The sequence below is a fragment of the Sphingomonas sp. Leaf357 genome (assembly GCF_001423845.1).
Classification (GTDB): domain Bacteria; phylum Pseudomonadota; class Alphaproteobacteria; order Sphingomonadales; family Sphingomonadaceae; genus Sphingomonas.
This window is the reverse complement of the sequence record NZ_LMPM01000001.1, coordinates 990,864-1,017,815: the sequence shown is the minus strand read 5'-3', so window position 1 is coordinate 1,017,815 and position 26,952 is coordinate 990,864. Positions and strand designations below refer to the sequence as shown.

General features: G+C 63.2%; 28 protein-coding genes and 3 pseudogenes. 14 read left to right on the top strand and 17 right to left on the bottom strand.

Annotation, left to right across the window (positions count from 1 at the left end; translation table 11 throughout):
- Positions 1–276 precede the first annotated feature (276 nt).
- Entirely contained in the window at positions 277–1,494 is a 1,218-nt protein-coding gene (locus ASG11_RS18645; protein WP_156363658.1) for a hypothetical protein, read from the top strand.
- Between the two features lie 373 nt (positions 1,495–1,867).
- A pseudogene (locus ASG11_RS04840) lies at positions 1,868–2,116 on the top strand (transposase); the annotation flags it as partial.
- Positions 2,117–2,149: 33 nt separating this feature from the next.
- Here the strand turns inward: ASG11_RS04840 and ASG11_RS18280 are convergent.
- Positions 2,150–2,555 (bottom strand): annotated as a pseudogene (locus ASG11_RS18280) (integrase core domain-containing protein); the annotation flags it as partial.
- Between the two features lie 195 nt (positions 2,556–2,750).
- Between ASG11_RS18280 and ASG11_RS04835 the strand changes: the two are divergent.
- The 4 genes from ASG11_RS04835 to ASG11_RS04820 all read left to right on the top strand — a co-directional run bounded on the left by ASG11_RS04835 (position 2,751) and on the right by ASG11_RS04820 (position 6,101).
- Positions 2,751–3,272 (top strand): DUF3489 domain-containing protein, encoded by a 522-nt coding sequence (locus ASG11_RS04835; protein ID WP_055775846.1) that lies wholly within the window; start codon positions 2,751–2,753, stop codon positions 3,270–3,272.
- A complete protein-coding gene (locus ASG11_RS04830; RefSeq protein WP_082472590.1) occupies positions 3,269–3,727 on the top strand; it encodes a DUF2924 domain-containing protein in 459 nt (152 codons plus the stop codon). The genes ASG11_RS04835 and ASG11_RS04830 overlap by 4 nt, the downstream gene beginning before the upstream one ends.
- Positions 3,724–5,412 (top strand): recombinase family protein, encoded by a 1,689-nt coding sequence (locus ASG11_RS04825; RefSeq protein WP_055775843.1) that lies wholly within the window; start codon positions 3,724–3,726, stop codon positions 5,410–5,412. The genes ASG11_RS04830 and ASG11_RS04825 overlap by 4 nt, the downstream gene beginning before the upstream one ends.
- 185 nt (positions 5,413–5,597) lie before the next feature.
- Entirely contained in the window at positions 5,598–6,101 is a 504-nt protein-coding gene (locus tag ASG11_RS04820) for a MucR family transcriptional regulator (protein WP_055780307.1), read from the top strand.
- Between the two features lie 170 nt (positions 6,102–6,271).
- Here ASG11_RS04820 and ASG11_RS04815 read toward each other — a convergent pair whose 3' ends face one another.
- The 8 genes from ASG11_RS04815 to ASG11_RS19200 form a co-directional block, all read right to left on the bottom strand.
- Positions 6,272–7,372, bottom strand: a complete 1,101-nt coding sequence (locus tag ASG11_RS04815; RefSeq protein WP_201781276.1) for an extracellular catalytic domain type 1 short-chain-length polyhydroxyalkanoate depolymerase — start codon at positions 7,370–7,372, stop codon at positions 6,272–6,274.
- Between the two features lie 15 nt (positions 7,373–7,387).
- On the bottom strand, positions 7,388–7,720 hold the full coding sequence (locus ASG11_RS18275) for a DUF3253 domain-containing protein (RefSeq protein WP_330218889.1): 333 nt from the start codon (positions 7,718–7,720) through the stop codon (positions 7,388–7,390).
- Between the two features lie 85 nt (positions 7,721–7,805).
- Positions 7,806–8,435 carry an Eco29kI family restriction endonuclease gene (locus ASG11_RS04810; protein ID WP_055775838.1) on the bottom strand — a complete coding sequence of 210 codons (630 nt, stop codon included), beginning with the start codon at positions 8,433–8,435 and terminating at the stop codon, positions 7,806–7,808.
- Entirely contained in the window at positions 8,435–9,622 is a 1,188-nt protein-coding gene (locus tag ASG11_RS04805) for a DNA cytosine methyltransferase (protein WP_055775835.1), read from the bottom strand. The genes ASG11_RS04810 and ASG11_RS04805 overlap by 1 nt, the downstream gene beginning before the upstream one ends.
- The gene (locus tag ASG11_RS04800; RefSeq protein ID WP_055775832.1) at positions 9,619–10,041 is read right to left on the bottom strand and encodes a very short patch repair endonuclease; all 423 of its coding nucleotides are present in this window, start codon (positions 10,039–10,041) and stop codon (positions 9,619–9,621) included. The genes ASG11_RS04805 and ASG11_RS04800 overlap by 4 nt, the downstream gene beginning before the upstream one ends.
- 828 nt (positions 10,042–10,869) lie before the next feature.
- Positions 10,870–11,598 carry a Crp/Fnr family transcriptional regulator gene (locus ASG11_RS04790; RefSeq protein WP_156363656.1) on the bottom strand — a complete coding sequence of 243 codons (729 nt, stop codon included), beginning with the start codon at positions 11,596–11,598 and terminating at the stop codon, positions 10,870–10,872.
- Positions 11,599–12,209: 611 nt separating this feature from the next.
- The gene (locus tag ASG11_RS18640) at positions 12,210–12,446 is read right to left on the bottom strand and encodes a hypothetical protein (RefSeq protein ID WP_156363655.1); all 237 of its coding nucleotides are present in this window, start codon (positions 12,444–12,446) and stop codon (positions 12,210–12,212) included.
- A gap of 213 nt (positions 12,447–12,659) precedes the next feature.
- Positions 12,660–13,739, bottom strand: coding sequence for a hemerythrin domain-containing protein (locus ASG11_RS19200; protein WP_236697385.1), 1,080 nt, complete (start codon positions 13,737–13,739; stop codon positions 12,660–12,662).
- A 240-nt stretch (positions 13,740–13,979) separates the two neighbouring features.
- Between ASG11_RS19200 and ASG11_RS04780 the strand changes: the two genes are divergently transcribed.
- The 3 genes from ASG11_RS04780 to ASG11_RS18265 all read left to right on the top strand — a co-directional run bounded on the left by ASG11_RS04780 (position 13,980) and on the right by ASG11_RS18265 (position 16,447).
- Positions 13,980–14,702: an EAL domain-containing protein gene (locus ASG11_RS04780; RefSeq protein WP_055775822.1), complete on the top strand. Its 723-nt coding sequence runs from the start codon at positions 13,980–13,982 to the stop codon at positions 14,700–14,702.
- 445 nt (positions 14,703–15,147) lie between these two features.
- Positions 15,148–16,149: a sensor histidine kinase gene (locus tag ASG11_RS04775; protein ID WP_055775819.1), complete on the top strand. Its 1,002-nt coding sequence runs from the start codon at positions 15,148–15,150 to the stop codon at positions 16,147–16,149.
- Positions 16,150–16,189: 40 nt separating this feature from the next.
- Positions 16,190–16,447 carry a hypothetical protein gene (locus tag ASG11_RS18265; protein ID WP_082472589.1) on the top strand — a complete coding sequence of 86 codons (258 nt, stop codon included), beginning with the start codon at positions 16,190–16,192 and terminating at the stop codon, positions 16,445–16,447.
- Positions 16,448–16,464: 17 nt separating this feature from the next.
- Here the strand turns inward: ASG11_RS18265 and ASG11_RS04770 are convergent, their stop codons facing one another.
- From ASG11_RS04770 to ASG11_RS04755, 5 genes are all read right to left on the bottom strand, one after another.
- A complete protein-coding gene (locus ASG11_RS04770) occupies positions 16,465–18,684 on the bottom strand; it encodes a hypothetical protein (RefSeq protein WP_055775816.1) in 2,220 nt (739 codons plus the stop codon).
- Positions 18,681–18,869, bottom strand: a complete 189-nt coding sequence (locus ASG11_RS04765; protein ID WP_156363654.1) for a hypothetical protein — start codon at positions 18,867–18,869, stop codon at positions 18,681–18,683. The genes ASG11_RS04770 and ASG11_RS04765 overlap by 4 nt, the downstream gene beginning before the upstream one ends.
- A 200-nt stretch (positions 18,870–19,069) precedes the next feature.
- Positions 19,070–19,369, bottom strand: a complete 300-nt coding sequence (locus ASG11_RS18635) for a hypothetical protein (protein WP_156363653.1) — start codon at positions 19,367–19,369, stop codon at positions 19,070–19,072.
- A gap of 11 nt (positions 19,370–19,380) precedes the next feature.
- Complete coding sequence (locus ASG11_RS04760; RefSeq protein ID WP_055775810.1) at positions 19,381–20,412, bottom strand: patatin-like phospholipase family protein; 1,032 nt, start codon at positions 20,410–20,412, stop codon at positions 19,381–19,383.
- Positions 20,409–21,416 carry an SDR family oxidoreductase gene (locus ASG11_RS04755; RefSeq protein ID WP_082472588.1) on the bottom strand — a complete coding sequence of 336 codons (1,008 nt, stop codon included), beginning with the start codon at positions 21,414–21,416 and terminating at the stop codon, positions 20,409–20,411. The genes ASG11_RS04760 and ASG11_RS04755 overlap by 4 nt, the downstream gene beginning before the upstream one ends.
- 16 nt (positions 21,417–21,432) lie before the next feature.
- On the opposite strand from ASG11_RS04755, the gene ASG11_RS19195 reads away from it, so the two are divergent.
- From ASG11_RS19195 to ASG11_RS04730, 5 genes are all read left to right on the top strand, one after another.
- Entirely contained in the window at positions 21,433–21,801 is a 369-nt protein-coding gene (locus tag ASG11_RS19195; protein WP_236697384.1) for a hypothetical protein, read from the top strand.
- Entirely contained in the window at positions 21,801–22,280 is a 480-nt protein-coding gene (locus ASG11_RS04745; RefSeq protein ID WP_055775806.1) for a hypothetical protein, read from the top strand. The genes ASG11_RS19195 and ASG11_RS04745 overlap by 1 nt, the downstream gene beginning before the upstream one ends.
- A gap of 109 nt (positions 22,281–22,389) precedes the next feature.
- On the top strand, positions 22,390–22,941 hold the full coding sequence (locus ASG11_RS04740) for a DUF4142 domain-containing protein (protein WP_055780297.1): 552 nt from the start codon (positions 22,390–22,392) through the stop codon (positions 22,939–22,941).
- 84 nt (positions 22,942–23,025) lie between these two features.
- On the top strand, positions 23,026–23,793 hold the full coding sequence (locus ASG11_RS04735; protein WP_055775802.1) for a histidine phosphatase family protein: 768 nt from the start codon (positions 23,026–23,028) through the stop codon (positions 23,791–23,793).
- The gene (locus ASG11_RS04730) at positions 23,790–24,674 is read left to right on the top strand and encodes an NAD(P)H-hydrate dehydratase (protein ID WP_055775799.1); all 885 of its coding nucleotides are present in this window, start codon (positions 23,790–23,792) and stop codon (positions 24,672–24,674) included. Before ASG11_RS04735 ends, ASG11_RS04730 begins: the two co-directional genes overlap by 4 nt.
- A 522-nt stretch (positions 24,675–25,196) precedes the next feature.
- Here the strand turns inward: ASG11_RS04730 and ASG11_RS04725 are convergent.
- The 3 genes and pseudogenes from ASG11_RS04725 to ASG11_RS04715 form a co-directional block, all read right to left on the bottom strand.
- On the bottom strand, positions 25,197–25,451 hold the full coding sequence (locus ASG11_RS04725; RefSeq protein ID WP_055780294.1) for a hypothetical protein: 255 nt from the start codon (positions 25,449–25,451) through the stop codon (positions 25,197–25,199).
- A 93-nt stretch (positions 25,452–25,544) separates the two neighbouring features.
- Positions 25,545–26,312, bottom strand: coding sequence for a ZIP family metal transporter (locus tag ASG11_RS04720; protein WP_055780291.1), 768 nt, complete (start codon positions 26,310–26,312; stop codon positions 25,545–25,547).
- 7 nt (positions 26,313–26,319) lie between these two features.
- Positions 26,320–26,916 (bottom strand): annotated as a pseudogene (locus ASG11_RS04715) (glutamine amidotransferase-related protein); the annotation flags it as partial.
- Between the last annotated feature and the right edge of the window lie 36 nt (positions 26,917–26,952).

Below are 26,952 nucleotides of genomic sequence, written 5' to 3'. Positions count from 1 at the left end.
TGAATGATCTGATTGGCGATCATTGTTGTTATTTCGCCCGTCGAGAGTGCCGTCAAAGGCGGCTGTACCGCTAAGGGGCGGCCAGATGACACTCGCACGGCGAAGATCGCCGGCTTTAGTCCAAGCCTTACGCAAGCGGCCCGCTCATAGGGTTGCCCGATTTCATCTTGCAGTCAGCACGTTGTCACTTTGTATGGCCTAAGGTCGCGACGCCGTCTGGTCTTCCCAAGAGCGCGGTCTCTACATCGGTTTCAACGCTTGATTTGGGGTACGGTGATGCTGACGTTCGCTCTGGCTCTCGCCGCGGTCGTTTCTCCGGTAAGCCAGACCTTGGCCGGAACAGCGTTCGATGCATTTGCTCAAGATGCAGATTTGAAATGCCCGTCGCGACATTTGCGAGAGATCACGCCTGGCGACCTGTCCTGGGAGCAGGAATCGTTCGTCGAGCAGATTTCTGCCGCGCAGCGCCGCAAGTTGGATGGGGCTAACCTTGAGGATCGCTTGTGCGCGAACAGCAACGGCCTTGCTTGCTCAACCACTCAGACCCTCGCGGCGATTGAACGAACTGGGTTACTTCCATCGCTCGTCCAATATTCCTGTACTCACCCAGCCCCCATTGGTGTCATTCGCAAACCCATATCAACTGCCACCGATGCGCCGACCTCATCGGCGATCATGCGTCGCCTTGATCTTAATAGCTTTCCAAACTCGACCGGCCCACGGCGAAAAATCTCGCTCCACACACCTACAGACTATGGCTTCACAAATTTCAAAGTTTTCCCAGATGGCTGGGCGCAGCTGAGCGAGCCCAATGATGAGTGGCACATGTCCGCCCTGCTGCTGGACTGGAAAGACGGAGTTGCAACGATCTGTTTTGTCGATGCGGGGGGCGGTGGGGCACGATACCGGGCAACTCAAGTCATACGTACTTCGCTCGATAGTGGCGCTCGCTGGAAGGCAATGCAGGTTGGTGATCGTCCCGACTGTCGAAACGACCCTCGCTTTCCCGTGAAGGCAGGCGTTTCGGTTGGAGCATCAGGCGGCTTGATGGCCAGGGAATTTGGTTCGCTTTGTCTTGATCGCCCGTCATCCACGGCCGCGATCCGCAAGCGGGCAAGCGATCGGGGATGGCACCAAACCGATCGTCGCGGCGAATTGGGTGAAATCAATGCCGAAGGGTCGTTGACGCTGAACGTTAGCGACAGTGAAAGCGCGGGAGAGGCGCGTCAGGTCTGCACGGTTGGAACAGACCAAGCGCTTTCCGGCACGGTACAGGCGACGAAGGCTCTATTGGGCTTCGAGCCCGCGGTTGATTTAGGCACATCGGCTACGTTTTTCGCGGTACGCGACGCCGTTGGATGGCATTCCGGAGCCGCTCTTGGCACGTCGTCGTTTCAGGCGGCGAAGCGTGAGGGACGGTTTTATAGCGTGATCGCCAGCAATGGTGACAGCAGTTCGCAGATCGTCGCCATTCATATTACGCACGGCAACTGATTGGGGACGCGCTGTTTCTCATGTTCTTCCCGAGAGGTCGGCGAAGAAATGGATGTCGGTCAGGTTCTCCCCGAACCATGGAGCATGCAGAAACTATGGCCGCTGGCACTTATAAAAGTCGAATTATCGCCTGGGGTCTGCTCTTGGCCGTTCTGATGATGTTCCTGCTTATCTTTCTTGCGGGATCAGGACGTGTTCCGCCTGAGCCTACGCTTGGCATAGTCGGTTTCCTGACCGGGATTGTTATAGTCCCCGCATTGACGTGGCATTGGGCCAATCGAAAGCGAACCGGCGGCTGATGGTCTATTAGTGATCTGCCCCCCGCTGAGTGGCCCAGGGACTATGATAGTCTGGACCACGAAAGGGACGACAGATGCCATTCAAGAAGCACAAGCCGGAAGGGATTATCGGCAAGCTGCGTGAGGTTGAGATCGTATTGGCGCAAGGGGCATCGACGGCCGAAGCATGTCGGCGGATCGCGGTCAGCGAGCAAACGTACTACCGCTGGCGCAAGGAATATGGTGGGCTGAAGACCGACCAGGCGCGGCGGATGAAGGATCTGGAAAAGGAGAACCTGCGGCTCCGCCGGGCGATCTCGGACCTGACGTTGGATAAGCTGATTGACCTGCCCCCGTCGATTGGGCCGGGTTAATTGTTAGTGGATTATGCTCGCCGCCGCCATATCTGGGCGGAGGTGGAGCGAAGCGGAACCGGAGGCCAGATATGGCGGTGAGGCCGTTTCCGGGGCCGGCGGTCGGTAGCCTAGGCTGCTGTGCGGACGGACGGTGTTGTAATGCCGCCGCCACGCTTCGATCAGCACCTTCGCCTCGGCGAGCCTGTAGAAGGCCTCGCCGCCCACACAGTTCGTCGCGCAGCGACCCGTTGAAGCTCTCTTTATAGCCATTCTCCCATGGTGACCCCGGTGCGATGTAGAGCGTCTTCACGCCGATCTGGCCGAGCCATTGCTGCACCGCATTGGCGATAAACTCGGCGCCATTGTCCGAACGTATATGCGCCGGTGGCCTTCGTGCGACGAACAGGTCGGCCAGGCGACGCGCGACAGTGACGATGGCTCGGCGCATGCCCCGGCGCATCGCGCTAAAAAACCATTCGACTTGTGCTGCGACCAGAGCAAACGTGTGCCTACTGAATCACGGCCTGGGACGGGGCCGCCCGGCCCGCCGATTTGAGATCGACGGGGCTGTGGACGGTGGGAGCGGCAAGCGTGCCGCTCGCCTTGAACAAGGACCACCACCATGACCAAACTGACCGATCTCGACAGCATCCTTTTGTCCACCGCCGCGCAGCGCGGCACCGGCAGTCTGCTGCCGGCCCCGGAGACTGTAAGCGGTGCCGGTGCCCGCCTGACCAAGGCGATCACCGGGCTGGTGAAGCGCGGCCTGGCCGAAGAGCGCGAGACCAACGACAAGCTCGCCATCCACCATGTCGATGGCGATATCGCCTACGGCCTGTACATCACGAACGCCGGCAACGCCGCGATCGGTATCGCCAACGGCGACAGCGGCGGTGAGGCTGGCGAAGCCCCTGCCCTCTCCGCCGCCGAGCCCGACAGGCCCCGCGTGACCAAGACCAGCGCGGTCCTGGCGCTGCTGAGCCGCGAGGAGGGCGCGACGCTGGCTGACCTGATCGCAGCCACCGGCTGGCTGCCGCACACGACGCGAGCGGCGCTGACCGGCCTGCGCAAGAAAGGCCATGTGCTCGAGAAGTCCAGGCGCGGTGACCAGACCTGCTACCGTATCGCGGGCGTGGCGGCATGATCACGAGCGTCGAGGACAAGCTGACCGCGCTGACGACGATGTCGTCGGCGCGGCTGCGCGACGAATGGCGCGCGCTGAAGGGTACGCCGGTGCCCCTGATCAGCCCCAGCCTGCTGCGGATGGCGCTGGGCTATGAGCTGCAGGCGCGGGCACTGGGCGGTCTGTCGCGGGTGAGCCAGCAGCGGCTTGCGCAGCTCGGTACCGCGAAGACCGTCACCCAGGCGGTGCGCCCGGGCACGCGGCTGATCCGCGAGTGGAACGGAGTGGCACATATCGTAGAGGTCGGCGAGGACGGCGTGATCCGCTGGAACGGGGCGGTGTGGAACTCGCTGTCCGAGGTCGCCCGCGCGATCACCGGCACGCGCTGGTCGGGGCCAGCCTTTTTCGGACTGAAGACCAGAAAGGGATCACAGGATAGTGGCACGCTCCCGAGTGCAAGAAAGGCTGCGGCATGAACCGTGTGCGCTGTGCGATCTACACCCGCAAGTCGAGCGATGAGGGACTAGAGCAGGCGTTCAACTCGCTCGATGCGCAACGTGAGGCGTGTGCCGCCTACGTGCTGTCGCAAGCCAGCGAAGGCTGGAATGCCCTGCCCGATATCTATGACGATGGCGGACTGTCGGGCGGAACGTTGGAGCGCCCTGCCCTTCAACGCCTGCTCGGTGACATCGCGGCAGGCAAGGTCGACATTATCGTTGTCTACAAGGTCGACCGCCTGACTCGCTCGCTGCTCGACTTCTCGAAGCTGGTCGAGATCTTCGACCAGGCCGGGGTGTCGTTCGTATCGATCACCCAGTCGTTCAACACCACCACCAGCATGGGCAGGCTCACCCTCAACATGCTGCTCTCGTTCGCGCAGTTCGAGCGCGAGGTGACCGCCGAGCGGATCCGCGACAAGATCGCCGCCTCCAAGGCCAAGGGCATGTGGATGGGTGGCCTGCCGCCGCTTGGCTACAGGCCCGATGGCCGCACGCTCGAGATCGTCGAGCCGCATGCGGCACTCGTGCAGGGTATCTTCCAGCGCTATCTCGACATCGGCAATGTCCGCTTGCTGGTCGACCGGCTGAATGCCGAGCGGATTCACACCCCGGTGCGCCAGATGGCCAATGGCCGTGCCTTTGGCGGCGTGCCGTTCAGCCGGGGGCAGATCTACGCCATCCTCAAGAACCCGATCTATATCGGCGAGATCCCGCACCGCGACCAACGCCACAAGGGGCTGCACAAAGCCATCGTCGACCGACAGATCTGGGATGCCACCCAGACTTTGCTGGCCGGGCATGTGCCGGGCGTGCGGCGCAGGTCGAACACCGCTAGCGGCAGCCTGCTCGCCGGTCTGATCGTCGACGATACGGGCGAGAAGCTGATCGCGGCGCATGCCTGCAGGGCCGTCTCGAACGGCGGTGACAACGGCAAGGTGCGCTATCGCTATTATGTCAGCCAGTCAGCACACCACGGTACTAGCGAGGGCAAAGGCACCCGCATCCCGGCGCGCGAGATCGAGACCGCCACTATCGAGGCGCTAGCGGCGGCCTTCGACGATCCGATGGCGCTGATGCAGCGCACCGGTATCCCGCTTGAGCTGCCGGACATGGAACGCATCTTCAGCACCTCGCGCGCCACCGCCGCGATGATCCGAAAGCGCGATCCCCACATCCTGCGCGCGATCATCGCCGGCATCGTCGTGCATCCGACAGAGGTCAGTATCGAACTTCTCATGGCAGCGGTCGCGCAGCACCTGTCGGTGTCACCGCCTCCCGATGCCGATACGATCATCACCCTCGCCTGCCCGGTCAGGATGACGCGCACCGGGCACCGGCTGCGGCTGGTCCAGAACGATGGCCGCAGCGTTGCCGCCGCCCCGCCCGACGCATCGATGATCAAGCTGCTGGTCAAGGCGCATAAATGGTGGGGGCAGCTTCAGCGCGGTGAGGTCACCGTCCGCGAGCTGGCCGAGGCCGAGGGGGTCGTCAAATCCTACGTCACCCGCGTCGTCAGGCTTGCGTTTCTCGCGCCGGCCATTGTCGATGATGTGCTGGCCGGGCGGCAGGTCGCCACGATCGATGCCAAGCGGCTGGCATTTACGGCTGATCTGCCGGTCAGTTGGGAAGAGCAGACGAAGTACTTCGGAATGGGCGTTTGAGACGGAGCATCGAAACTGAGAGCCATCATTGAAGATTAAGGTAAGTTCCGCAGCGTCAATCTAACCGCGTCACATGAGGTGCTCGTCCGGCGGACATGGTCCAGCTCCGATCCAACGCCTGACAGAGCTTTACTTGATCACCATGAACTGGCAGCGGCAATGTGTCGCAACATAAGGATACGGCAATGGCCGACAACGAAGACAAGATCGACGTGGTGGAACTCGCCACGGGTTTAACGGTCGCCTGGCTCTCTAATAGCAATACGCGCGCTGGTGCCGACGAGGTCTTGGCGTTCATGCGCTCCATGCACGAAGCCGTGAGTTCGCTCTCGCTTGGCAACGCACCCACTGAAGAGCCGGCCGAGGAGCATTCGTATGAGCCTGCGGTCACCGCAAGGAAGTCCTTGTCCAATCCCGATTTCATCATCTCAATGATCGATGGCAAGCCGTATAAGGCGTTGCGTCGTCACCTAACGACCAACGGCCTGACACCCGAACAGTATCGTGAGCGGTACAATCTGAAAGCCGATTACCCCATGGTCGCACCGACCTATTCGGAGGCGCGTCGCGCCATGGCGCATAAGATCGGGCTGGGCTCCAAGGGGCGACAGACCAAGGTCGCACAGGCAGCGAAAGCCCCCCGTAAGGCTCGCGCCGCCAAAACGGCGCAGGGTGACACCTCAGATTGAAAAACAGGCATCGAACGAGGCTGCGCGCTCGCGGCCGGCAAATAAGCACCGGCGAGAGCCTACTACGGGAACGATGCCCGTAAACTTCTCCGCCACGGTCGCCGAGCCAGATATTTAATATCGGACTCTCGATCTGGTGAGCTATCAGCCTATACCGGACATGCGGTGCTTCACGGCTTGATCAAACCGGCAGCACGAAGGGCATCATTGATGATCTGCCCCGGATTAAGGGGCTGCGGCGCTGCCTGCATCGGCCGCGAGCCAGCCACCTTTGGCCGGTCTGGCGCGGTGGGACGTTCTCGCGGGGGCGCGGTTGCGGGGACGACGCCCCATGACGCCGCGATCCGATAGGTGGAGGAGATGCCCGCATCGAGCATGTAAGGTCCAGGAACGCCGCAAGCTTCGTCGCCCGAAGTTGCGATCGGCGTGCCGTGGCCGAGCCGAGCCACCACATAGTCCTCGACCACCAGACGCCCTGCCTCATCGTGCCATTCTCGATGAACCTGCCCATCGACTTGGCCCTCAATGGGCGGCGAAGTAACGCCATGAACTCCCTTCCACTGCTCCACGATCATCGCGGCGTTCGCCGCATTCACCGTCATGTCCGTCGGTCCATGCCAAACAGACACGGCGGGCCATCGACCCCGATGTGCCGAAGCGGCGCGGACGCGATCACTCGACGCTTCGTGATCGTGTCCATGACCGCGCATCCGCTCGAGCGCCTCCGATACGCTGGCCGCCGTGCCAAAAGGCAGGCCAGCAATGATCGCGCCGGCGCAAAACATTTCCGGATAAGTGGCGAGCATCACGGAGGTCATGGCGCCGCCCGCCGACAGGCCAGTAACGAACACGCGCGAAGCGTCCAATCGACGCCGCTCGATCGCGGTGACCACCATCTCACGGATGGACTCCGCCTCCCCTACGCCCCGGCGTGTGTCGCTTGGTGAGAACCAGTTGAAACACAGGTTGGGATTGTTGCCGCGTTGTTGTTCCGGATAAAGTATGGCAAAACCGAAGCGGTCGGCCAGCGTTGACCACCCCGATCCCCGGTCATAGGCGCCCGCGGTTTGAGTGCATCCGTGCAGTACGACGACCAGCGGCGCCCCCGCGGGCAACCCAACCGGGACATGCATCAGCGCCCGCAAATTGCCAGGGTTACGCCCGAAATTATCCATTGGCTCAAGCTGACTCACATCTGTCGAGCGCTCAGCTGAATGAAAGCCACAGCCATAATGCTGAAATCTCGCAATGGTCTCGGAGATTGAAGCCACAAGACTTCCCTTCACTTACGGCGAATTATTGTGCAGTGCAGCATAATTGGGGCGGCGGATGGTTTTCGCAAGGTCAAGCGATCTGCCAAGCTCCACGCGACTAGCTTTTTGAGGCCTCTGACGGGCGACCAATCCGGTAGGGGCCAGCGCGCGCCGGCATCCCGCGTCCTCTCCAGCTGAGCTGAATGACCCTTCGGTCAGCAGTTGATCGACGGCGGCATGCACCATCGGCATCGCGCTCCGCCAGTCTTCCGACGATCGGTGAGTTCCCGATACGAAAGGCAGCGCCCGTGCTACTTCGCTCGGGCACACCGTCGCGTCCGGTGCGCGCCGCGCGAGGAGCTCCATGACAACGCAACGTGTGTCCTCGTCCGTCATGCGCGGGGATCGGTCTGGCGCGATACCGACCCACTCTTGATATCGAAGGCCGCCTTCAAGCCTCGTCCGCCGGCGGGTGCGCGGTGAGGTAGTCGGCGATCCGCGTGATGACCGCGTCGATCGGCTCGGGCCGAGCGGCGCACTTGACCGCCCAGCCGCGCCCTTCGTGTAAGTGATCCCAGAGCGGGCGCTGTCCCTGATGCCGGCCCTTGCCGGGGTCATGATTGCCAAAGCCATCAAGCGCGATGTTCCACACCGGGCGGAAGCGTGTGATCAGCAGGCTTTCGCCAAGCGGGATCCAGATGTCGTCGACGATCAGATAGCGGACCTGAAAATCAGCGACGGCGAGACTGGCCGACCCGCGCTCGACGTCGACGATGCTGTCGCGGTGATCGGACAGACGCGCGTAGAGCGAGCGGCCTCGGCCACTGGCGGTCAAGCTCGCGCCCTTGCGCGCGCCAGAGGGCACTGCCTTGCCGATATAGATCGGCCAGTGCGGCTCCTCGGCGTTGGCCGCCGCGATCGGCGCGTAGGCCGGGTATGGTCCGTTATAATAGAGAACGTAGATCCCCGCCCCCTCGAACGGCGCGATATCGGCGAGCGCTTCCGCTGGACGCTCGAGCAGCGCGTCGGCGACCGACTTACCGAGATTGATCTTGTCGAGTGGATTGTAGACCTCGGACATCAGGCGTGGCCGACACGGGACCGGGCACTATCCAGATGCTGGCGAACCGAGCGCGCCACGACCTCGGCCAGTTCCACCGGCACGGCGTTGCCGAGCTGGCGCATGGTTTCTGACCATGAGCCGTGGAACACGAAGTCATCGGGAAAGGTCTGCAACCGAGCGCTTTCGCGGATCGTGAAATAGCGCACCGAGCCATCGGGCCGGCGCAGCATGTTTTCGCCGCCGGGCACGCCGTGCACACCGGCCTTCAGCGTCTTGGCTGGCTCGTCGAGCGGGCTGCCGGTGTGGCCGGGATAGGAGCGTGCCCCCGCCTGCAGCCGGTGGTCGGCGAAAACGGTTGTCGCGCGCGGCGACAGTTCGGGATCAGGCAGCCCGACCAGCGCGTCGCGGGTAGTGCGCCAGGATAGTTCGGTCGGCTTCGCGTCGAGCTTGCTCGCCGCGAGCATCGCGCGGGGGTCGACCGGGCGGCCGCGCTTGGCGACCTGGTGGCGATCCCAATAGTCGCCGCTGCGGTATTGGTCCCAGAGCAGAGCCTCGCGGCTGTGGGTCTCGCGCGGGAACGACCATTCGATCCCCATGTCGCAGCGAAAGCCGACGAAGAAGACGCGCTCGCGGCGTTGCGGCACGCCGTGATCGGCCGCGTTCAGCACCTTGGGCGGCAGCACGCGGTAGGAAAGGCCCGAAGCCGCACCGGAGGTGTGGTGCTGTTCCAGCCGGGCGCGGTGGTCGAGCCAGCTCTCCCCTGCCCTGGCCACGATCTCGGGATAGGAAAGCTGGAGATAGATAGACGAGAAATAGGTCGCGAAGGTCGCTCGGGTCAGCCCCTTCACGTTCTCGAAGATGAACGCGCTTGGCCGGGTCTCGCGCACCGCCCGCACCGCTTGCGGCCACATGTCGCGCTCGTCCAGAAACGCCTTGTGACGGCCACCCAGCGAGAATGGCTGGCACGGTGGCCCACCGGTGACCAGATCGACCTGACCCTCGAACTGCTTAAACGAGAAGCCGCGCACGTCGCCTTCGCGCGGTTCGGGCCAATGGCGCATCGCCTCGGTCCCGCGCGCGCGGTTCTCGCGCAGCGTATCGCAGCACCAGCGGTCCCACTCGACCACGTCGAGTGGGGTGAACCCGGCGCGTCCAACGCCCAGCCCCAAGCCACCGGCGCCCGCGAACAGTTCGATCGCCTTCATGAATTCCCCTCGATGAATCGGCGAAGTTTGTTTCCTAAGTGTTCCCTATCCCGCAACTCGCATTCCCAGACAAGCAGCACCGACCACCCCATCGCTTCCAACCTTACTGCGGTCGCGAGATCGCGGGCGCGGTTCGCCTCCAGCTTGGGGCCCCAAAAGTCGAGGCGGGACTTGGGCATGCGCGCCAGCGGGCATGCCGGGTCGGGGTGGCGGTGCCAGAAGCAGCCATGCACGAAGATCACCTTCCTGCGCCCTCGAAACACGATGTCGGGTTTTCCGGGCAGATCCTTGGCGTGCAGGCGGTAGCGATAGCCCATGGCGTGCAGCATGCGCCGCACCACCAGCTTGGGCTTGGTGTCGCGATTCCGGACCCGCGCCATGCGTTCGCTTCTGGCCTTCGGCGTGAGGGTATCGACCATGGCCCCGGCTTACGGCCGCTCTCGCGCCTTGGGAATGCGGCATCCCGCGACCGGTCCCACATCCTCGCGCCCGCTGCACAAACCATTCGACTTGTTGGCCCTGGGAAGCGAACACCTAGGCATCGAGTCGCCCCGCACACACGGGGCGCCGAGCCTGACCGCGCCGCTGGTCGGGCCATCGTCGGTGGGAGCGGCGACGGACGCCGCGCCCAGCGGAGACCCGATGATGACCACCCACCTTCCCGCCGAGACTTGTGAATTACGCCCGGTTAAGCCCGTTACAGCGCGGGTGAGAATGCCGGATTTTCGGCTTATCGCGCTGCTGACTAAGCCTACGCCGCTTACCGCTGAGGAATGGGCGTATGTCGAGGCGGTTGAAGTAGCCACAGGGGGGGCAGAATAGCCGTGGCTCGTCAGTTCGGCGGGGGACTAATGCCCCCATGTCGACATTCAGGTTGCCTATTGCGCTTCCCAACTTCAGTCGCTTATTCATCTCTCGTGTGCCGCTGATGAAGCGTTTCAGCGGCAGGATTACCGGAACCCTCGTCGGTGGCGGTGCATCGGATCGCACTATCATGCGGAATACGGTTGGCGCTAATATCGATCAGCGACATCGGTTCGGCCGCAGGATAACCTTTTTGAAATGGGGTTAATATCCGCAGTCAAAGACATCGGATAGTTCAAGATGCATTATCGGCAATCGATTGAGCTCGGCGCGGCAAAAGACCCAGCAATCAAGATAAACCATTGCGAGATGGCGCAGTCATATTTCGAGAAAATCGCCATTGCGGAAGCCCAAAGGATTCAACGCGATAGGCAATATTTGCATTACGCAGCTTGATGCAAATATGCAGGATCAAAGTCGGCCAGCCGTTTCAGCTTTTGCCAATCGGCGATTTTGTAGGCTCCGTTCAGCCTCTCGAATGCACCTTCAGTGGTGAGCACCCGTAGCATTCGGTTCACATGCACCGAGGTGAGGCCAGTGGCATCCCCGATCTGCTCTTGAGTGAACGGGAGGACCATCGGATCGGCGGGAGAGATACCGATCGCCTCTCGTCGTGCCACAAACTCGCAAAGCATGTGCGCCACGCGCGTTTTCGCGTCCCGCCGCCCCACATTTAAAACCCACTCGCGGAATATCGACGCATCGATCAGCGCGTCACGAGCAAAAGCCTCGGCAATTTTCGGATGGGCCAACGCAAAGCCCTTCAGCTTCTCGACATCAACCCAGCCCACCGTTGCAGCCGTCGTGGTCTGAACGTTGTGATCAGCGCGATTAAGCAGCGAATGCTGCAGATCGAGCATGTCGCCAGGCATGTGAAAGGCCACGATCTGCCGCTGTCCATTACGCACCAACTTATTCCGCGCGGCATAACCATCAATAAGGAGACAGCAGCGATTTACCCGATCGCCCTCACGCACGAGGTAATGATGGTTGGCGACCTGCTCGGATTGAAATTCCAGCTCCGATAGCGCCGCAATATCGTCTGTGCCGAGCGCGACCAGCCGAGAGAGTTTGCGGACAAGCAGAGTTGATCCAGCGCAAACGGTCGTCACTTACCCATGTCCACTTCCTGATGGCATGAAGCGACAGTTTGTCAGACCGCACCCCGGTTGCCGAGCGCCAGGCCCCAGCCGGCCAGATCCTAAAGCTGCGGCGGCGCACTCCGCCCTAACCCAAATTAAGAATTTCGAGCGGGTAACAACGCGCCACTCTAAAAGGGGCTGGCGAAGGTAATCGGGGGGAACGGATTCAGGTCCGTGGAGGTTGCAGTAGGGAGGTCAAAAGCTCTAGATTTCAGGTATTTGTTGCCATTGCACGAGGCACGGTAACGCATGGAAGTGTGGGACGCTTCCCCAGTGGCGCGAGGTGACAATGGTTGAGAATAATCATCATAACGAGCGGCCGGACGCCCTTCGATATCTGCAACTCGCACTCGAAATTTTAGATACAGACGGCGATCACTTGGCCGGCGCGCATGTCGCCCAAGCCATCAATGTTTTGGCCCGAAGGAGAAGCCCGCCGGGATTCTCCGGTGGATCCGCTTCGAACTAGTCGGTGAGCGTCACATGATCGGATAGGAGCCTCCGCCTATTTCACGGTTGGCCGTCACGTCACGCAGCGGCGGATCGCACGATGCGGCTTTTAAGATATTCCTGAGCATCGATCATGCACGCTTCGACGGCCGCAATGCCCTGCGGCGTGAGTTCGATAATGTTTTCGGGGTCATCGCAACCGCCATTTCAGCAACGGACGATACCTTCGGATGAAGCACCATGACCCAACGCTTTCCCACGGATGCAGAGCCTTCGGCCACCGCAATCGCATCCTTGACGACAACCGGCTGGCCGTCGGCGCTTGCGACAAGAAGCTCTAAAAGAATATTCCACGATGCGTCGGACATGGCTGCTTCTGGGAGGGCTGGCCCTTCGCTTACGTAATCGCATATGCTCCGAGCTAGGTCCACAGCCTCGTCACGAACGCCCATGGCGTAATGCCTCCGGTTAGCTTGATCTCGGATAGCAGCTTGATCAGATACGATGCCCGACCTGCACAGTTCCGAAAGCACCAATGCTAATGCCCGGATCCAGCGTCGAGCAGTCCACCCGAGCGCCTGTCACGCCAGCTTGAACCCTTCCTTGTTGGCCTGCGCAGTGACCCTGGCATTGCCGACCTCGCCCAGGGCAGCGTGCAGAGGGGGAAATATCGCCTCCTCCTCCTCGCGAATGTGGTCCTCGAGCTCGGCGCGAAAAGACGACACCTTCTGCATAAAGGCAGGAGACGCATTGTCCATCTCTTCGAGATCATACAGGTTCTGCTTCACGTACCCATGATCATGATTCAACTTATCCGCGTCGGCCTTGTCACCCCATGCGCGTAGCGCGGGATAAATCACGTTTTCCTCGGTGAAGGCGTGCTTGCCAAGCGCATGCTTGAGCTGGGTTAGCAATATTGTGCGCTTGCCGGTTTCATCGCTGCCGGTTGCCTGCAGCTTATCGAACAACGCCAGCGCTAGCCGGTGTTCGACCTTCAGCGCGTCGAGCCAGTCGCCCGCCAGTGCACTCGGCGCCTGCACCGCCATCTTGCGCCCGAGGTTAACGACGAGCCCGGTTACAAGACCGGCCGCCGCTGCTCCCATGATTGACGCCGTGCGACCACTCACGGCTGCCTTCACCCCGTCGGCCGCTGCCCCCGCGCGCTTTATCGTCGCCTTCGGCGCTGCGGCTACCTTCTTTCGCGCAGAGGCCGTACGGCGGCTGCCAACCCTCGCCATTTTACGCGGGGCTCCGGCGATGCTGTCGATCGCAGGCGAGACGACCTTCGCCACGGGCTCCGTAACGGCCTCGACCGCCGCCGTTACCGGGGTGGCGACGGCAGCCAAAGTCTGGCCGACCGACGATGGTGTCGCTGCCGCAGTTCGCTTCCGCGTGCCAAGCGACGCACGCGTGCGCTTAGCGGTTGCGGAGGAAGAACTTGACGCTTTGGCGGTTCGAACCCGCCTCTTCGGCTCGGTAGTCGAGGCGGTAGCAACGGCGGCCTCCAACGCTTCGCGGCTATTTCCAACGCGGTCTATCAGAGCCACCGTTTCTTCGCGAGTGAGGCCGTGCTTCTTGGCGAAATAATCCACCTCGTAAGTTTCTTTTTTCGACACCGTCGCCTGGTCACGCGCGCCGAGATTGTCCTTATGATCCGCCATGTCTGGTTTCCCTCTGATCTTCTAGCTCAAAGCGTCACCCGCAGTAGAGTTCCGAAAAGCCACCGGGCCAAACAGCGGAACAGACGTCATGCGATACTTTCGGGCGTGAGATACGCGAGAAGAATAGATCGTATTAACCGGACGCCGGTAACGTAACCCAGCATAAGAGCCATAATGATTCGCGCTGAAGCCGCTGGGTGCAAAGGATGCCGGGGGGATAAGGAGGTCTTCGACTTGTCGATGGCGTTCCAACCGATCATCGACGTGGAGACTGGGTTGCCGTACGCGTTCGAGGCATTGGTCCGGGGTGCAGCAGGGGAAGGCGCCGCGGAGGTGCTGGCTCGGGTGACAGAGGACAACCGCTATGCGTTCGACCAGCAATGCCGCGTCGCCGCGATCGAGCACGCGGTCGTCGCTGGCATTCTCGGCACCGGCGCGCGGTTGTCGATCAACTTCCTACCCAATGCGGTTTATTCGCCAGTCGCGTGCATCCAGCTGACGTTGAAGACCGCGCGCGCCACCGGGCTGCCTAGCGAACGCCTGATCTTCGAATTTACCGAGAACGAGAAGATGGCCGACACCGATCACGTCGCCAATATCGTCGAGACGTATCGGAAGATGGGTTTCGGCACCGCGATCGACGATTTCGGCGCCGGACATGCCGGCCTCGGATTGCTCGCGAAGTTTCAGCCCGAAATCATCAAGCTCGACATGGATCTGATCCGCGGCATCAATGCCAGCCTGCCGCGCCGCATGATCGTCAACGGGGTTACGCGAATGGCCGAAGCGATGGGCATCCTCGTCATCGCCGAGGGGATCGAAACAGTCGGCGAGTTCGAAGCGCTGCGCGCGATCGGTATCCGCTACATGCAGGGCTATCTTCTCGCCAGACCGGCTATCCGTTCGCTGCCGGTGGGACTATTGCCTTCGGACAATCCCGTGTCGCTGCGAGCGGTCGGCTAGACTCCCGATCGCTTGCTTCCCTTGCCGCCCGGAAAATCACGGCGCTGGACAATAGAATGCCAATCACGAGCGCTGGGATCGACCATAATCCGCGCGTACTGATATCGACATTGGCCTTCAGTTCCAACGACTGCCCGATCCGCAGCAGCAAATCCGCGCGCTCACGATTGGTGCGGACCGCTGACGGGGTGTGGGTCAAATTGGACATGCTGCACGAACGCGGCTCGGGGTATTCGGTTCAAGGACTAAATTGCACGCCGATCGGCGAGTGGTGGCTACCGACGGTGCAGCCGTTTCCGTGTTGAAGATTGCTGCGTGGCGACCTGAAAGCGTACGAGAACCCGAGGAGACAATGCGGTGGCTTATCCGTTCGCCGACCACTATCGACCAGGTGACGATCGAACCGGCGTCCAACCAAGCAAAACAATGATCGATTGGACGTAAGATGAGTACGCAGCGCAACCCGACTCACGTCTGGGCATCCGACCATCTTCGTCTCGCGGTTACCGCAGCCGGCGTCGCATTGTGGGCTTGGGACGTCGACACCGACGAGTTTACCATGGACGAACGCGGCTTCGAATTATGGGGTATCGCGTGGACGCAGAAGGTAACCTTCGAGGAGCTTTCCGCGCATATTCATCCGGCCGACCGGGACCGCGTCAGGGCAGCGTTCAACGCCACCCGCGCGATGCTGGGGCCATACGAAACCGATTTCCGCGTCCTCGTTGGCGAGGAAATTCGATGGATTGCAGCGCGCGGACAAGGCGAGGATGTCGGTATCGTCGGGCGTACGATGTTTGGCGTCTTCCTCGACGTGACCGGCCGTAAGCAAGCGGAGGAAGGCCACGAATTGCTGGCGGGTGAAATGAGCCACCGGGTCAAGAACCTGCTGGCGATCGCGGCCGGGCTGACCAACGTCTCTGCTCGATCGAACGACACGACCGAGCAGATGGCGGAAGAACTGACCGGTCGCCTGACCGCGCTGGGACGTGCGCACGATCTGGTCCGGCCGCTCCCGGGCGGTCAAGGGGGCGCGGCGTTGCTGGGCGATCTCATCGTCATCTTGCTCGCACCATATGACGACCTTGGCGCATTCAAAGGGCGGGTGCGTGTCGCGGTCGAGCGGACGGGCGTCGGGGAACGCGCCGCCACGGCACTGGCGCTCGTGCTTCACGAGCTTGCGACAAACTCGATGAAGTACGGTGCTTTATCCGAAGAAGCCAACACACTTGATGTGTCCAGCACGACCGAGAGCGACAAGATCTGCCTGACCTGGCTAGAGCGCGGGGGGCCGCCGGTTGAAGCTAAAGTCGAGACGACCGGGTTCGGCACCAAACTGGTCGATCGCAGTGTATCCGGGCAGCTCGGCGGCTCGATACATCACGACTGGTCAGAGGGCGGACTGATCGTGACGCTCCGCATTGATCGCGAGCGGCTGGCGATCTAGCCTTTTCTATCTGAACCGAAATGTAGCCGAAGGATATCAGGTGTCGGACGATTTCGACCATGGCCTCAGGGAGGGGATGCGGCTCGCACTAGCGATCCTGGCAGCCGAAGAGGCCAAGTGGGCAGCCTTGCTGGGCGAAAGTAGATCATGGCGAACCAATGCTACGCGCGAGGTCCGCCACAAGACGCTTCAGGTTGCGCAGCAAAGGGTGCAAACCGCGCTCAATCGCTTACTTCCTAAAGGCGAAGCATTACAAAACCCCGAATTGGCCTCAGCGCTGGAAAAAGCTGGACTTTAGCGGAGCTCAAGCGATCGCTATGACCATTCTATCGTCAGCGGCGTCGCCGCCGGCACCATTGCCTCGAAGTGGCCCTCCTCCGTCAGCCGATGCGGGATCTCCGCCGATCCCGCCAGGGCCAGCCGGGGCACCGCTGTTCTGCGGCGCGGGTTGGCGATCAGGCGGACGCGGCACTCCATTCCGGCGACGCCGACCGTCTCGAAGCGGACGATGCTGTCGGTTTCTGCGATCCGGGATATCGGATAGTCGCAAAATAGCGTGAACGGCGCGAACTCCAACTTGCGCCACGCCCCGGCCGCGAACGCGAAGGCAGCGCCGCAGCCGTAGATCTCCTGTCCGACCTGTCCTGGAGGATCGCCTGCACCGTACAGGTCCTCCAAGGGGAAGCTCAATTTACGGTCGATCTCGCCGTTGCGGATCTCGTCGGGAAAGATGTCCGCCGGCAAGTGCGCAGGATAATAGCCCCAGGCACGCTGCAAGCCGTATCGGCAGAATTCGGAGGCCAACAGGCGGACCGAATGCGGCAGATCGTCGCGGCCTTCGACGAGATAATGGCGGAACGACTCCCAACTCTCGAAGCATTCGTAGATCGCCATGTATGGGCCATCGTGCAGGCATGTGGCGCCCATGAATGTCGTATAGTGCTCCGCTGCGCCGAGCTGCGATTCCCAGAACAATGTGTTGTGGAGGAAGCTCGCGAGGAACACGAAGCTCTGGTCGAGAAACCAGCGGCGCTTGGTCGCGTGCCACAGCCGGAGGCAGGCATTGACTCCGAAAGCGGTCAGGTTGGTCTGGTAGTTGAGGTCGAAGCGCAGGTCGCCGGTGGCTTCGATCGCCTTGATCGCCTCGTTGAGGAAGCGTTTCTGGCCGGTCAGCTCCCACACGTCCAGCATGACGTGCGCGTAGATGCCGCCGACATCCGACTGGCCGGGATCGCCTTCCTTTCGATTCAACACCTTCACTTCCAGCGTGCGGACGTCGAACGTGATCGGCCAGCTATATTTGAACCGCCGCGCAACCCTTATCGCGAAATCCACGCTTCGCAGCAGCAGGTCCTTGGCACTGTCGTCCCCGGCCCGCGCCAGCTTCGCGAGGTTGACCAGCGGGTGATACAGATACCAGCTGTCGACCTCGTTCTCGTCCTTCTCGTTACCCAGCGCCCTAGATTCCACCAGCACGTTGGGCAAAAACCGACGCACGGCGCCGAGCCTGGGATCGTAAAAGCGATCGACTCCGGCAAGCAGGTCGTCCGCTAACGGACGGTAACTGGCATCGAGTTCCGCGAGGCGCGCGATGGGCCGCGCAACGGCAAGCTGAACCATCGAATCCGGCACTTCGGCTGCGGTATAGGGGCGAACGTAACGGTGCCCGTAATGGTGCACGCTGGCCTTGGGCGAGCGTCGCAGGTCGCGCGCGGTTGCCTTGGCCAGCGCCGGCCAGTCGTGATAGGTCGTCGCCGGACGCGCGATGTGCGGATAGATCGTACCGAGCATGTTGAGAAACGCGATCGCGGATTGCCGCGGGTCGCCGGCATCCAGTTCGTCGAATGCCAGCAACGCGTCCGATATCGTCACTGGCGTATTTGCCGGCAGTGGATTGTCATCGGCCCGTTCGAACTCGGGCCCGGACGGCGGCTGGTAACCCAGTTGCGGCCATCGTCCACCTACGACGCCATCCGGGCGCGTGCCGGTGGCGCGGTAAAAACCGTTCAGCGCGGTGAGGTTCTGGAAATAGAGCAGGCCACCCATCCCCGGCTCGTCCCGCGCCACCAATACGATCGGCGCGTTCAGCCCGCGCTGTGCCGCCTGAACGTGGCCCAGCGACGTGAGAGGATCGTCGTCCGCCGCCAATGGATACAGATCAGGCGGCCAGAACCGCATCGCCAGCGGTACCGGCGGCGTCAACGTGACGCTGCACCTTAGCAGCGGCGAGACGCGATCCACTACATCTATCCGGACCTCCTGACGACCGACCGCGCTGTCACAGGCGAACACGAGCGTATCCTGCCCGAGGTGCTTCTCGATGATCGTCAGCCCGCTAGCGGAAAAGGCGGTGCGTAGCGCATAGCCACCGATGCCGGCGCGCCGAACGAACAGCCAGAGCGAATCCCTACCGAGCCTGACTTCAAGTTCAACCCAGGGCAGGGTGACCCTGGTCAGCGTCTCCATCGTGTCCTCCGCTAGTTCGCGCTGCAGGTGCAGTGCGCCAGCCGGAATCAGGGGTACCGGGTCGTTCATTCCCGCACCAGCTTCAGCCCGGGGCGGCGGGGCGCCTCGGCCCGTGTCAAATGCTCTGCGGCCATCGCCTGATGCGCTCGCCGCGCGCAGGCGTCACGCGAGGCGATTGCCATCGCCTGCGCCGCGCCGGCCCGCTTAAGATGATAGTCACGATCGACGAGGCCTTCATCGGTATCGTTCGACATCGATCCTCCCTTCGCGTTCAAGTCCGAACAGTGGCGTCTTCCGACGCTCGCGGCCCAAAACTCGCGGGCGGTGATATGGATGCAGCGGGCACCGCGCTATCGCGCGACGGCGCTGCAATCGCGTTGCGAGCAGGTGGCCGGCGTGTCTTCGCCGAGCGGGCGATCGCGTCTCCGGACGACCGGCGCAAGGTCGAAGAGCCTCAGTCCGGGGGCGTCTTGCCCGCCCCCGGCCCGGGTGCCGCACCACCAGGCGTACCCACATCATAGTCTTCGCCGGGATCGCCACCGCCGGCACCCGCGCCGCTTCCCCTGACCGCCCCATCCGCTGGCAGGTTGCGATGTTCCTCCTTCTTGCGCCATTCGGCCTGACCTTCGCTGTCGAACTCTTGTCCGGAATAGCCCTCGCCTGTGCCGACCGTACCGCGATCTGTATCGGCAGGCAGTGTCGAAGGGTCACGTTGACCCGCATCGGGTCCAACGTCTCTATCGTGTTCGTTCATGACTCTCTCCTTTATGTCGTTTCTAGCTCCGGGACGTGGAAACCATGCTGCACCGGCTGGAGTGAGCCATCGTGCAGACGTTCGATCACGTTTAGCATCGTTTTATAACCCGCTGCCCAGCGACGTTCGATGGTCGGTCCCGAGAAGTCCATCGCCTTGCCCGCGACCTCGTCCCCCTGGTCGGCGTATGCGATGCGCACGAGCGTCAGGCTGATCTCATCGTTCCCGGCATGGGCCATCCGCCAGCGCTCCAGCGTGCGTCGTGACTGCGCCGCGAAGATGAGATCCTGCATCCGGCTTGCCGCCTCACCTACCGTAGCAGGGAGCACCTGACCAAGCGGCAGCAGATCGACCGCGAGGCAGAGTTGCGGACGCGCCCCAGGGGATGAAAGGATCGGATCGAGCGGCAGATTGGCCGATATTCCACCGTCGATCAGCCACCGGCCGTCGATCTCTAACGGCGGGAAGAGCATCGGCAGCGCCGCGCTGGCGCGTACGTGCCGGGAATCGATGGTGCCACTGCGGCTGTCGAACACCACGTCGTCGCCGGTCGCCAAATCGACCGCGGTGGAAGTGTAGCGGCATTCGCCGCGGTTCAGCAGGTCGAAATCGACCAGCCGATCCAACGTAGCCGCGAGTTGCTCCGTTTCGAACAGTGAAGGCTGGTCGTCGGTCCACGGGGTCAGCGACGAAAGCAATGGGCCGAACAAACCTGCGCGCCCCAGCATCATCGTCGACATCGCCGCAGTGCAGCGCCGCGCAACGTCCATTGCCGATGGCAGCCACGGCGTACCGGGCGCACCCAAGCCGAAACTTTCCGGCTGCCAGAAGTCCCGAAGCGTACCGAGCCGGTCAGCCATAGCGGATCCTGCGATCAGCGCTCCATTGATCGCGCCGATCGACGCGCCGACAATCCAGTCCGGGAACAGATCGTGCTCGTGCAGCGCCTGGTACGCGCCCGCTTCGAACGCGCCGAGCGCGTTGCCACCGCTCAGCGCCAGTACGACGTCGAAGTCCCGTTGCGGTCCCATCCCGTTCGTCATCGCCGGGCCCGGACGGCGAGCCCGGCGACGATCGCCGCGCCCGCACCGAGCGCCAGCGCCAGCATCGGCCGCGGCAGTTTCTGCCCCTGTAGCGCGACGCTGGAACCGCGCGCGTGGACATCCAGGCTGCCCCGCAAGTCATCGTCACGCGCCTCGTAGAGATTGTCGCGCCGCGCCGCGATGCCAGGATCGCCCGGCTTCTGCTGCAGCGTCTTACCTGTTAGTTCCATGATCTTGTCGGTCAGCCTGGGCGCGGCCTGTGCGAGCAGCGACGATAACAGCCCCCCGCCCCCGGCATACAACGTACGGCGAGGATGCGCGCAGGCAAACAGCACGGCGTCCGCCACCACCTCAGGCGTGTAGAGCGGCGGCGGCAGGCGCGGCGGCTGGTCCATGAAGTTGCGTGCATGCTCTGGGAACGGCGTGTCGATCGCACCGGGTTTGATCAGCGTGACCGAGATACCTGCGCCTTCGCGCTCGAGTTCCATACGCAACGTGTCGGTCAGCGCCTGAACGGCGTGCTTGGTGGCGCAGTACGGCCCCTGCTGCACGATCGATCGGTCGCCGAGAATCGAGCCGACGTTGACGATCGCCCCGCCCCGCCCGCGCAGGTGGCGCGCCGCGACGAGCGAGCCGTGCAGCACGCCGAAATAATTGACGTCGAAGACGCGGCGGTGGTCGTCCAGCGGAACCTGCTCGAGCGTGCCGTACGTGCCGACCCCGGCATTGTTGACCCAGCTGTCGAACCCGCCGAACGTCGCGATCGCCGCCGCCGCAACCGCTTCAACGGCTGCCGGATCGGCGACATCGGCCGCGTATGTCGCAATCCGACCGCCGCCAACGCCGAGCCGCGCGGCAAGCTCCGCAAGCGCGTCTTCGTTGCGCGCGACGGCCAGGACGGACGCTCCGCGCCGGAGGGCCTGCTCGACGGTCGCCAATCCGTTGCCGCTGGTTGCTCCGGTCACGACGAGCACCTGCTGGTCGAGCGGTTTCAATCGTATCATCAATCTGCTTCCCGACATGGCGATGGCCGCCCTTCACCCCAACGGAGCAGCTACCGGTTCGATCCGCTTGCGCCGCCGGGCGCGAGCCGCCATGGAACGTATCACGAACACCAGGCCAAACCTGCGGCGCTTCAATCTGGATATTTCGATGCCAAACCAAGACTTTTCGAACGCCGCGGAGCAAGCCTTTGGCGCCTGGCTGCTAACGCAGAAGGATCGCGGCGACTGGGTCGATGACCTTGCCGCGGCAGCGCGGGCGGATCGCACCTTCCCGAAGAATGGCGATCCGGAAGCGGTGCGCGCCCATATCCGCAAGCAACAGGCCGACGGGGATACGTTCCAGGCGATCGAGGATGCGGAAAGCGACTGGCAGAGCGGTCGGTGATGCGCCGTCCGCCGCCCCGGGCGGCGATCGCGCGCGTGCCGCCGGGTGCGACGATCGTCCGCGTCGAGCGCATGTCGCGGGCGTTCACCAAATACCATCTCGACGACGGCAGGGTGCTGCATCGCTTCACCCGTGAGGAGCCGCACGCCGCCCCGCACGACCATCCATGGTCCTTCGAGACGACGATCATCGACGGCGGCTATGTCGAAGAGGTGTTTCACGTCGACCCGGGTGGCGGCTGGCATAGCGAGTTGGTGCATCGCCATCCCGGAACGTCGTACCACGTCTTAGCCGACCATATTCACCGTATCGTGGAGCTGCCCGAACGGGAATGCTGGACGCTGGTGTCATCCGGTCCGCACGAACGGGAGACGCGCTTCTGGCGGTTCGGCGACGCCGTGTGGTCTCGGGCTTGGCACGAACGCCGGTGGCAAGTGGAGGATACGACCATAGGATCACGAGTTGATTTGCCTCAGTGAGATTGAGCGAACCGTTCTCCGGTCCCGAGCGTTCGACAGCGATGATCAATATCCGCACGTCGTCGGCATGCCGCCGCGGCGAAACGTCGTTCCAAAGGACCTTTCCATGATGAACCGCTCGATCCTGACCCTGACCCTGGCTCTGGCGCTGTCCGTTCCCACGTTCGCGGTTTCGGCGCAGACGCCGCCCCCACCGCCGCCCGCCGAAGCGAAGATGTCGGCTGCGCCGTACGTCATGGCCGCCGGGATGAGCGACCTCTACGAGATCAATTCCAGCCAGGTCGCGGTGCAGCGTTCGCAGAACCCGGCGATCCGCCGGTATGCCGCCATGCTGATCAAGCATCACCAGAAGACCACTGCCGCCACAATGGCAGCGGCGAAGAAGGCCGGCATGACCCCGCCGATGCCCATGCTTGATCCAGCCGCGACCACCTCGGTGAACGAACTGCAGACCGTCGCCGTCACGGATTTCGACCGCACCTATCTCGCGCAGCAGGTCCCGGCACACCAGGCCGCGCTCGACCTGCACACGAGCTACGGAAAGGACGGCGATCAGGCGGCGCTGCGCGCCTCGGCCAAGAAAGCGGTGCCGATCGTTAAGCAGCATCTCGCCGCGGCGCAGAAGCTGCAAACGGGTGCCATGGCCGATCACGCCATGTGATCATTTCCCGCCCATGCCGCTATCGCATATGGCGATGGCGGCTCGGCGGGAGCATTCTTCTTTGCCAGTCTCAGGTAGACTCCGATGACATCCCGTTGGCCAAGCACACTCTGGATCGTCCGCCACGGCGAAAGTGCAGGAAATGTCGCGAGGGACGCGGCGCATGCGGCCGGCTCGGATCGCATAACGCTCGATGCGCGGGACGTGGACATACCGTTGTCACCGCGCGGCGAAGATCAGGCAGCGGCGCTGGGCAGTTGGTTCGGCGCGTTGGACGACGATGCCCGCCCGGACGTACTGCTCGCTTCGCCTTTTGTCCGCGCACGGGAAACCGCCGAGATCTTCCGCGGCTGCTGGGACCCGGATGCGGCGGTGTCGATCTGCCTGGACGAGCGGTTGCGCGAGAAGGAGTTCGGCATTCTCGACGGCCTGACGACCGGCGGCGTCGCATCGATCCATCCAGATCAGGCCGAGTTCCGGCGCATTCTTGGCAAATTCTATCATCGCCCGCCGGGCGGAGAGAGTTGGTGCGACGTGATCTTCCGGCTGCGCTCGGTGATGGACATGATCGCGCTTCACTATGCTGGCCGCAGGGTCATGATCGTCGCGCATCAGGTCGTCGTGCTGTGCCTGCGCTACGTCATCGAGAACATGACTGAAGAGCAAATCCTGGCAATCGATGCCGACGGCGATGTCGCCAACTGCTCGATCACAGAATATCGCCTCGACGAAACCGCGGCATCGGGCGGCAAGCTCGTCCTGACCCAATACAATGCCGTCGAATATCTGGAAGGCGATAGCGCAGCGGACGTGACGGCCGAACCGGAACGGACTGCGGGGGTCCGGGGGTGAGCGGCGCGGTTCGGATTGATAGCGCATGGATCGCCGCCAACCCGGTACCGGTGCACGACGCTTCCGGCACGACCAAGAACAGCCGTGGCCGCGTGCTCGCCATCGGCGGCTCGCGCATGGTACCGGGCGCGCTCCGGCTGACCGGCGAAGCCGCCCTGCGTGCCGGCGCAGGCAAGCTGCAGATGGCAACGATCGCTTCGGTCGCGACGGGGCTCGGCCTTCTCGTGCCGGAAGCGGGCGTCGTCGCACTGGCGGAGGATCCGGATGGCGAGATCATTGGCGATCCGCAACCATCGCTACGGAAAGCGCTCGATGGTTGTGAAGCGCTCATCGTCGGCCCCGGTATCGGGACGACCCGAGCCGCTGCCGCATTGCTTCGGATCGTGCTCGATGATTCTCGTGACGACTTGACCCTCGTGATCGATGCGCTCGCGCTGGGGTGCGCGTCCGAACTGAAGTCCGAGTTGGAGGCATTCGCGGGGCGGCTTGTGTTCACCCCGCACCACGGCGAGATGGCAATGCTGACCGGCCTGGACGAGGACACGATCGGCAATGATACGGAACGCGTCGCCCGCGAGGTGTCCGACATCTACAATGCGGTGGTAGTGCTGAAGGGCAGTGACACGGTCATAGCCGCCCCAACTGGCGAACTCCTCCATTATGGTGGTGGCGGCACTGGGCTCGCCACCGCCGGATCCGGCGACGTGCTCGCAGGTGCAATAGGCGGGCTACTATCACGCGGTGCGACGCCCTTGGTGGCCGCCGGCTGGGGCGTCTGGCTGCACGGCCAGGGCGGCCGGCGTGTCGCCACGACGGCCGGCCCGATCGGCTTCCTCGCACGCGAACTGCCGCCCGAATTCCCCCGCCTGCTGCCCCAATGACGCTGGGGGAATAAACCGTCGAGCCGGACATACGGCTGATAACTGAGTACTAGCTGCTGGAACACTTGGCGCTAGGATCCGCCGGGCACCCGATATCTGACGTTGGTCATGCCGAAGGGCGGGTCATCCCGGTCTTCCGAGATACCGCCAGGCTAGAGCGTGCGTCCTTGTGTCTCGGATGAGTATAATGTGGGCGCTGACGCCCCGCTCCCTAGCGGCGGAAACGTACCGATACAGCGGCGGGCGGCCTATGATTTGGTTTCGGCGGGCACCGATGGGGTTGCGATCAGCGACGAGAGGATCGCGGCAGCGTCCAAGCGCAGCTGATAGCAACCAGCGCCACGGACGCTGGCGGTATTCGTCAGCAGCAGCTGCAGGTACGAACGCGAGGGGCTTCTCGCTTGGCCTTTGCCGCAAGCCTGCGTCGCTCCAACCGATTGCCTAGGACCGCGATCGGCACCTGGCACACATCCCGTTCGTCCGCATCAGCCTGGAGGGCTACCACCGGGGATCGATGCGCCCTCACGGGGCCTCCGATTCGACGATCGCGGCATCGACCATGGCCGCCCAGATCCTCGGGTCGCCGGCCGCTGACATTGCCCCCGAGGGTTCGCGGATCGTACGGAGTACCGCGTCGGCCTGACCGAGATAGGCTCGCCAGGTCTCGTCCACACTAGTGGACGCCGACGTCTCGCCACCAGCGGCGTTCGCGCTATGATCGAGACCCGCCAACGCACGCGCGATGCGCTCAACCAGACTTGTCGTTGCAACATCCATGTCCATCCCCCTCTGTTCGGCCAACAACGGCGACCCTGCGTCAGTCGTTCCAACGGTTTGACGGCAAATACGGTATGACCGCGGGGACGCGCCTTAGCCGCCGAGCTTTGACAAGACAAAGGCCAGCAGGAATCCCACGACCGCTATCAATCCGGAATATTCATGCGTTGCCTCCGTTGCCTCGGGAATCATCGTATCGACCAGCATCGCGAGAATGGCACCGGCCGCCACCGCTGTTACCGCTGCCACGATCTCGGGACTGGCGCCTGCAAGCGCGACGTTGCCGACCATCGCGGCGATGCCGGAAGCCACGGCGATGCCGCCCCATACCCCGAAAACGTAACCCGGGCCCCTTCCCGCCTTCTTCATCCCCGCCGCGCTCGACAGACCTTCGGGCACGTTGGAAAGGAATACGGCCGCCACCGTGACGACACTAACGCCGCCGCCCGCAAGGAGGCTCACGCCGATGACCACCGATTCGGGAATGCCGTCGAGCAGGGCGCCGACGGCGATCGCAGTGCCAGCCCCGGCGTCAGCATGCGTCTGACTGGCGTCCGGGTTCGAGCCCGACCGCTTGCGATGGCGGGCCCCCCGGCGTGAAATGAGCACGTTGGCCGCGGTGTAGACTATGGCTCCTCCGAGGAAGCCGGCCGCCGTGGAGTCAAAGCCACCCTGGCGGAACGCCTCATCCATCAGGTCGAAGGCCACCGCCGAGATCAAAACGCCCGAGCCGATCGCCATGATGGCGGCGATCAGTCTTTGCGGGAGCGACACGAACCAGGCGATCAGCGCACCGAGGATGAGTGCGGAGCCGCCCACGAAACCCCAGAAGCCGGCTTCAAGTACGTTCGACACGATCATCGGATTGTCACCGTGCACCGCGCAGCGTTGGGATCGCCGCGATGAAATTGGTCAACTCCGTTCGCCGGCGGTCCTCCTCCGCGAACTCGCCATCGACCCCCAGCTCCCAACGGGCGGACACGTCGTGCGGATCGCGGTGGATGCGGTCCAGGAGCTCGGCCCGCCGTTCGACGGCGGTGGTGTCCCCCGCCAGTCCGGCCTCGACGATGGAGGCGGCCTGCCGCCGTATCGCCGCGGCGATCTCGCCCGGTGCAAGCTCGGGGTGATACTGCACACCCCAGAAGATGCCGGCCCCGTGGCGTATCTCCAAGGCCTGCACCTGCGTCACATCATTTCCTGCCAGCAACGTTGCGCCAATCGGAAGCGTGTCGACCTCGTCCGTATGTATCGCCGCCGCATCCCACGCGGCCGGTCGGCCCGCGAGCAGCGGGTGCGTCCGCCCCGCCTCGGTCGCGGTGATGCGGCGTGCCACGGCAGCCTCGATGCGTTCTGACATAGGGCGAACCTTTCCGCCGGCCGCGGCGACCGCCAGCTGCAGGCCGGCACAGGAACCGAACGACGGCGTTCCCGAGGCGTAGACCGCCTTCATGAAGGCGAGCTGCCGTTCGACCTCCGGCGCGGGCTCGTAAACGTGGAGCGG

Coding starts and splice junctions, on each gene's coding strand:
- ASG11_RS04745 (WP_055775806.1), top strand. CDS start 21,801: ATGCGCCGTCCGCCGCCCCGGGCGGCGATCGCGCGCGTGCCGCCGGGT.
- ASG11_RS18640 (WP_156363655.1), bottom strand. CDS start 12,446: ATGTCCGACGCATCGTGGAATATTCTTTTAGAGCTTCTTGTCGCAAGC.
- ASG11_RS04740 (WP_055780297.1), top strand. CDS start 22,390: ATGAACCGCTCGATCCTGACCCTGACCCTGGCTCTGGCGCTGTCCGTT.
- ASG11_RS04760 (WP_055775810.1), bottom strand. CDS start 20,412: ATGACGAACGGGATGGGACCGCAACGGGACTTCGACGTCGTACTGGCG.
- ASG11_RS04835 (WP_055775846.1), top strand. CDS start 2,751: ATGACCAAACTGACCGATCTCGACAGCATCCTTTTGTCCACCGCCGCG.
- ASG11_RS04775 (WP_055775819.1), top strand. CDS start 15,148: ATGAGTACGCAGCGCAACCCGACTCACGTCTGGGCATCCGACCATCTT.
- ASG11_RS19195 (WP_236697384.1), top strand. CDS start 21,433: ATGGCGATGGCCGCCCTTCACCCCAACGGAGCAGCTACCGGTTCGATC.
- ASG11_RS04830 (WP_082472590.1), top strand. CDS start 3,269: ATGATCACGAGCGTCGAGGACAAGCTGACCGCGCTGACGACGATGTCG.
- ASG11_RS04805 (WP_055775835.1), bottom strand. CDS start 9,622: ATGAAGGCGATCGAACTGTTCGCGGGCGCCGGTGGCTTGGGGCTGGGC.
- ASG11_RS04735 (WP_055775802.1), top strand. CDS start 23,026: ATGACATCCCGTTGGCCAAGCACACTCTGGATCGTCCGCCACGGCGAA.
- ASG11_RS04755 (WP_082472588.1), bottom strand. CDS start 21,416: ATGATACGATTGAAACCGCTCGACCAGCAGGTGCTCGTCGTGACCGGA.
- ASG11_RS18645 (WP_156363658.1), top strand. CDS start 277: ATGCTGACGTTCGCTCTGGCTCTCGCCGCGGTCGTTTCTCCGGTAAGC.
- ASG11_RS18635 (WP_156363653.1), bottom strand. CDS start 19,369: ATGAACGAACACGATAGAGACGTTGGACCCGATGCGGGTCAACGTGAC.
- ASG11_RS04780 (WP_055775822.1), top strand. CDS start 13,980: ATGGCGTTCCAACCGATCATCGACGTGGAGACTGGGTTGCCGTACGCG.
- ASG11_RS04770 (WP_055775816.1), bottom strand. CDS start 18,684: ATGAACGACCCGGTACCCCTGATTCCGGCTGGCGCACTGCACCTGCAG.
- ASG11_RS04800 (WP_055775832.1), bottom strand. CDS start 10,041: ATGGTCGATACCCTCACGCCGAAGGCCAGAAGCGAACGCATGGCGCGG.
- ASG11_RS04720 (WP_055780291.1), bottom strand. CDS start 26,312: ATGATCGTGTCGAACGTACTTGAAGCCGGCTTCTGGGGTTTCGTGGGC.
- ASG11_RS04810 (WP_055775838.1), bottom strand. CDS start 8,435: ATGTCCGAGGTCTACAATCCACTCGACAAGATCAATCTCGGTAAGTCG.
- ASG11_RS04765 (WP_156363654.1), bottom strand. CDS start 18,869: ATGTCGAACGATACCGATGAAGGCCTCGTCGATCGTGACTATCATCTT.
- ASG11_RS18275 (WP_330218889.1), bottom strand. CDS start 7,720: ATGGAGCTCCTCGCGCGGCGCGCACCGGACGCGACGGTGTGCCCGAGC.
- ASG11_RS19200 (WP_236697385.1), bottom strand. CDS start 13,739: ATGGCGGATCATAAGGACAATCTCGGCGCGCGTGACCAGGCGACGGTG.
- ASG11_RS04725 (WP_055780294.1), bottom strand. CDS start 25,451: ATGGATGTTGCAACGACAAGTCTGGTTGAGCGCATCGCGCGTGCGTTG.
- ASG11_RS04825 (WP_055775843.1), top strand. CDS start 3,724: ATGAACCGTGTGCGCTGTGCGATCTACACCCGCAAGTCGAGCGATGAG.
- ASG11_RS04820 (WP_055780307.1), top strand. CDS start 5,598: ATGGCCGACAACGAAGACAAGATCGACGTGGTGGAACTCGCCACGGGT.